We start from the raw sequence: 5,708 nt of genomic DNA, 5'->3' as shown, positions 1-5,708 counted from the left end.
CCAAAAACGCCGACGAGGGCGAAGGTGCGGATACCCGCGACTCGATTCTGCTCCCACTCGCGCTGCAGGCCGACGAGCAAACCCAGCCCGAGCGCGGTGCCGAAGGATTGCAGGAGTTCGCTTGTTTCAGGTAGGGCGGTTGGCATGACGACAATGTGACAAGTGGCGGGGCTTTGCACAAGACGGGTCTGCATCCTGATTGGCGTGACACTTGCGGCAGCAGCGGATTCAGCCGAGAAGACCCCGTGCCCGATCCCTCCCCCATCCCGAAGCCACGCCGCCGTTTTTGGCGATGGGTGAAGCGTCTGTTTCTTGCTGGGTTCGTGCTGATCACCTTGCTCGCGGTGTTTCATCGACCGCTCATTCTCGCGCTGCTGCGCTGGGCTGGGCCGAAGGGCGCGGCCACGCAGGGACTGCCGCTGTCCTGGCAGTTGAGTGGCTCGCTTTGGCATGATCTGGAGATCGCCGATCTGAAAACAGGTGGTGGCGAAAAACACTGGCTGCCGCGTGCCACGATCGGAAAGCTGACGGTGAACTACGATGTGCGTGCTAACTTGGAGCGAATCGTCAAAGGGGTGACGCTGCATGATCTCGATGCCGAGGTGGACCTGCGGCATCTGCCAGCATCGACGGAGATCGAAATGAAGGTGGAGAAGCCCGTGCAGCAGAAGGGCAAAGCGCCGCCGCTGGTGTGGCCGAACTACTTCGATCTGAAGAATCTGAATGCGACGGTGACTCTCGCCGATGGAAAGAGGATCGCGGTGCGTGGACTGACGCTGCAAGTCGGCGAAGGGATGCCCGGTGTCTTCGAATGCCGCGAGCTGCGAGTGGAGCCGGACGGGCCTAGTTTCGAGTCGCTGAGCGCGAAGATCGACTGGCAGCCGCGCCTGATCGTGATCCGTGATTTCACGCTGCCAAAGGATGTCGTGCTGGATGAACTGCGGCTGGATTTGAAGGAGTTCGAGGCGGGGAAGGTGGTGACTCAAGTGCTGGCCCATCTCGGCGCGGCGAAGATCAAGACCGATGCTCAGGTGGAAGGTGTGTTTGGTGAAAAGATGCACGTGCTTGCCGATGTGCAGGTCAGTGATCTGCGTGCGGCAGAGCTGCAAACGCTTGGCCTGCTGAAGGACGTGAACTTTGATGGCGGGAATCTGGTCGTGCATGTGGAGGGCGATCCACTCGCGCCGCCGCAGTTGCTAGTGACGACGAACTTTGAGGTAGCGAACATTCGCGCTGCCGGGGTGATGATCGACAAAGTGGAGATGGCTCTCGCGGTCGCGGATACCAAAGCGGAGGTCAAAACGCTGCGGGTCACACGCGGCAGCAATCGAGTCGATGTCACGGCGCAGGCGCAATTGCCCGCGAAGCTCGACGAGTGGCCAAAGATGACTTGGACAGCCGTGGCAAAGGCCAGCATCGCCGATATCTCGCAGCTCCTCGTGAAGCCGCCGCCAGTGAAGGGCCTCGTGACTCTAGATGCCAAAGCGGAAGGACTCGGCGCGACGCCCGCGAAGGTCACCGGCAGCGTGAATGGTGAATCACTCGCCTTTGAAAACTATCGTCTACCGAAGCTGGCGTCGCTCTTTGCTCTCGATGGCAAAGAGGCACGGGTGGAGATTCCTGGCTTGGAATTGGGCGATGGGAATCTGATCGCTCTGAAAGCCACGATGATGATGCAGGATACCATGCCGGTGAAGGCTGAGTGGAGCGTGGTGATCCATGATCCGGCGAAGCTCATTGAGACTACCGGACTGCCCAAAGCTGAGAACCCAGTGGCCGCCAAGCTCGACCTCCAAGGCAAAGCCGATTTCGCCGTGAAGGATCTCAGCGCTGGAGCCCTGGAGAAGCTGTTGGCGAACCTCACGCTGAAGGTCAGCGAAGGCAAATTTGGCGACAGCGTGCTTCCGAGCATCGCGCTCGAAGTGCAGGCGAAGGATGGCAAAGCTCGCGTGGCACCTTGCTCGATCCGTTTTGATGAAGAGAACCATCTCGAACTCAGCGCCGATGTGGGAATGAAGGCTCCGTATGCCTTTGAAACCAAGGGCGGCATCACGATGCCCGCTTTGGCGAAGCTGAACGCACTGCTCAAAAGTGTCGGTGCGCCGGAGCTCAAGACGGGCAGTGTTTTCAGCCAACTCGATGCCCATGGCGACCTGCAACCCTGGAAGTGCGAGGGCAAGGCCAGCCTCACTGCAGCGAAGGTGCATCCCGCGACCTTGCCAGAGCCTGCGGACCTTACGCTGGACGCGACCTTTGCCGGGACACGGGCAGATTTGAAGTCGCTCGAAGCCAAGCTCGGCCTTTGGAAACTGTCGTTGACGGGTGTGGTAGATGACAAGTCGGCGAACCTTTCCCAACTGCGCCTTTGGCAAAAAGACACGCTGCTCATGGAAGGCCACGCGAGTGCTCCATTTGACGTGATGCAGGACTCAAAGGCCGACAGCATGCCCGTGGATGTGGTGCTGAAGGCGACGAACCTCAAAGTGAACGAGATTGCCGCTGCCGCAGGTGTGAAGGATGTGCCGCCGGGCATCTTGAATGCAGACATCGCGGTCACAGGCCGACTCGAAACATTGGATGGCATGGTGAAGCTGAACCTGCGTGAGGTGAAGGTGCCGAATGCTCCGAAAGCCTTTGGTTTAGCTACGCTGGATGTGGATACCACGCTGCGTGGTGGTCAGATGAAGTCGCTGGTGAAGCTCGTGCAGCCACCGCTGCAACCTCTGACCGTGGAGTCTGACATGCCGCTGGATGTCGATGCCGTTGTCTCGAATCCAAAGTTGCTGAATGACGCACCCTTGAAGGTCGCAGTGCGCATGGCGGAGAGCGATCTCGGTTTCCTGAATGAGTATGCGCCGGATATGATCCGTAGCCTGCCGGCGAAGCTGAAGCTCAATGCCGACGTCGTCGGCACGGTGTCGAAGCCGCTGATCAAAGCCGCCGTCGATCTGGATGTGAATGAAGTGTCGTGGGCCAAGGCTGACATGCCTTCTGTGCGTGATGTGAAGGTGCGGCTGCGAGTGAATGATCGCGTGCTCAATATCGAAGATGTCTCGCTGATGATGGCCGGTGGTCGCGTGAAGCTCGGCGGCACGGTGGATGCCAAGGACACGGCGAATCCGGCGATGAATCTGAAGGTGGAAGCCCGCGAAGCGTTGGTGTTTCGTGACCCCACAACCTCCCTCCGTGCCAATGCTGATATCACCTGCGTGGGCACTTTAAAACAAGCTCGTGTGGCAGGGCTCGTGGAGGCGGTGCGTGGTCGCGTCTTCAAGGAGATCGACCTCATGCCAGTGCTGAAGCTGCCCGCCGATGTGCCGCCCGTGCCGGAGAACACGCAGCGCAGCAGCGCGAAGCTGGAACTGCCGCCGATGCTCAAAGACTGGACCTTTGATCTGCGCGTGAAGACGCGTGATCCACTGCTCGTGTCAGGGAATCTGGCGAATGGTGCCATCTCCGCCGACGTGCTGCTCGGCGGCACGGGAGCGGCTCCGCAACTCACTGGTGGGGCAAACATCGACCGACTGCTTCTGAAGCTGCCCTTCAGTCTGGTGAAGATCACGAAGGGTGTGGTGACGATGAATCCGCTGAAGCCCTTCGATCCGGCTCTCGACATCCGTGGCGAGTCACGCATCGGCAGCAACGACATCACGCTCTACATCTACGGCGACTCAACGAACCCAAAGACGCGCTTCACCAGCACGCCGCCGATGAGTGAGGCAGACATCGTGACCTTGCTCGGCACCGGCACGACTCTGAGTGGCAGCGGCAGCGATCTTGCTGCTGAGGCAGCGAGCCGAGCCGCCTTCCTCTTCATCAGCGAGTTTTACCGCAAGACCTTCAACAAAAAGAAAGTCGTGCGCGAGGAGCCACCTCGTTTGCACATGACCTTCAATCCCTCGGGTGCGGATCGCAGCAATGACAGCGTGCAGGCTGCCTATGATCTGACGGATCACTGGCGCGTGAGTGCGCGCTTCACGCAGACAGGTCGCATGAAAGCCCTGCTCGGCTGGGTGCTGCGCTTCGGGAAAGCGGCACAAGCAGTGGGTGGGGAAGCTCGAACGACAAATGGTGAATGACGAAATCAAACCAGACCTTCTGGTTCGTCATTCGACATTCGGGTTTCGTCATTCCTTGATCGCATCCGCAGCCAGCGCGGCGTTGCCGATGATGCCAGCTTCGTTGCTGAACTTGGCGGGCACGATTTGCAGCCGCTCCCAGACGACGGTGCTGAGCATGGACTGCACTTTCCGCTTCAGGGGATCGAAGATGAGATCACCTGCCTGCGCCACGCCGCCGCCGATGACGAAGGCGTCGGGATTCAAAAGCCAGGCGATGCTGGAGATGGCGGTGCCTAGCCAGTCGGCGATCTCATCCCAGACCTGCCGAGCGATGTCATCGCCAGCTTTCGCGGCTTCGGCGATGTTCTTCGGCGTGCATTCTTCGATGGTCTTGACGATGTGAGCCTCGGCGTAGCGTTGAACGGCGTGCTCGGCGATCTCGCGGTTGCCGGTGTATTTCTCCAGCGCGCCGAGATTGCCGTAGTGGCCGGCTTTGCCATCGCAGTCGATGCTCATCTGGCCGATCTCGCCCGCTGCGCAGCCGCTGCCACGATACATCTGGCCATTCAAAACAAGGCCGCCGCCGATGCCGGTGCCCATGGTGAGGGCGACAACGTTTTGCAGGCCACGACCTGCGCCGTAGCGGAACTCGGCCCAAGCCATGGCGTTGGCATCGTTTTCGACAACCACGGGCAGTCCGGTCTTTTCACCGAGGATAGCTTTCAAAGGCACATGCTTCCAGCCGGGGACGTTGGTGAGGATGTGGACGAAGCCATGCTCGAAATCGACAAGCCCCGGCACGCCGACGCCGATGGCGCAGATGTCGGGATAGGTCTGGCGGAGTTTCTCCACACGAGCGGCCATCTCGGTGATGAGGGCGGCTGGGCCGGCGAAATTTGCGGTAGGGATGGGCTCGTCAGTGATGAGGAGTTCGCCGTCACGGCAAACGCCAATCTTCACAGCGGTGCCGCCGAAATCGATGCCAACAGAGGTGCGGGGAGAATCAGACATGGGAAAGGGGCGCGAGATTGCCCACCAAGCGCAGTCCGTGCAAGGTCAAATCTGGGTCCACGGCGATCTCTTCGCCGATGCCCGCGATGATCCACCTCGCATCGCCGCCGGTAGCCACGACGTGGACGGGCTGGCCTTGCGGGAGTTCTTTTTTCAAAGCCTCCAAGATGCCGCGAATCATCCCGCGATAGCCGATGGCCGCCCCAGCCTGGATCGCCGCGACAGTCGATGTGCCGATGGCGCTGGCGGGTTCACAAAGTTCGACCTGCGGCAACAGCGCGGTGCGCTCGTGGAGGTAGTCAGTCATCAGGCGCAGGCCGGGTGCGATCACACCTCCGATGTAGTGCTTATCAGCCGAGAGGATGTCGAAAGTCACCGCTGTGCCGAAGTCGATCACAATGCCCGGCGCGCCGTGGAGGTGGGCCAGCGCGACGGCATTCGCGAGGCGATCCGGGCCGATGCTTTCCGGTTTCGGGTAACGGACGCCGATGCCCATGGGCGTGTCGTGGCGCAGCTCCAGCAGGTCGGGAAAGACCTCACGCCATACCGGAACGACCGCAGGAACGACGCTGGCGATCACGGCACGGCGGAAATCCCACCCAGCCACGCTTTGGCGGATCAGCTCCGTCGTCACGC

Annotated in this window: 3 protein-coding genes; 1 reads left to right on the top strand and 2 read right to left on the bottom strand. The window is 60.6% G+C overall.

The window, feature by feature from the left end; all coding sequences use genetic code 11:
* Positions 1-245 precede the first annotated feature (245 nt).
* The gene (locus AC6FTP_RS25030; RefSeq protein WP_497209631.1) at positions 246-4,079 is read left to right on the top strand and encodes a translocation/assembly module TamB domain-containing protein; all 3,834 of its coding nucleotides are present in this window, start codon (positions 246-248) and stop codon (positions 4,077-4,079) included.
* Between the two features lie 48 nt (positions 4,080-4,127).
* On the opposite strand, the gene AC6FTP_RS25025 is transcribed toward AC6FTP_RS25030, so the two are convergent.
* Together AC6FTP_RS25025 and AC6FTP_RS25020 are read right to left on the bottom strand one after the other, a co-directional pair.
* The gene (locus tag AC6FTP_RS25025) at positions 4,128-5,072 is read right to left on the bottom strand and encodes an ROK family protein (protein ID WP_497209630.1); all 945 of its coding nucleotides are present in this window, start codon (positions 5,070-5,072) and stop codon (positions 4,128-4,130) included.
* Positions 5,065-5,708 (bottom strand): type III pantothenate kinase (locus AC6FTP_RS25020; protein WP_497209629.1); only part of this gene is annotated, 644 nt, incomplete at its 5' end. The genes AC6FTP_RS25025 and AC6FTP_RS25020, both read right to left, overlap by 8 nt.

The sequence above is a fragment of the Prosthecobacter sp. genome (genome assembly GCF_044378005.1).
GTDB lineage: Bacteria > Verrucomicrobiota > Verrucomicrobiia > Verrucomicrobiales > Verrucomicrobiaceae > Prosthecobacter.
The sequence above is the reverse complement of the archived record's forward strand: the minus strand, read 5'-3'. Positions and strand labels throughout refer to the sequence as shown.

Coding starts and splice junctions, on each gene's coding strand:
- AC6FTP_RS25025 (WP_497209630.1), bottom strand. CDS start 5,072: ATGTCTGATTCTCCCCGCACCTCTGTTGGCATCGATTTCGGCGGCACC.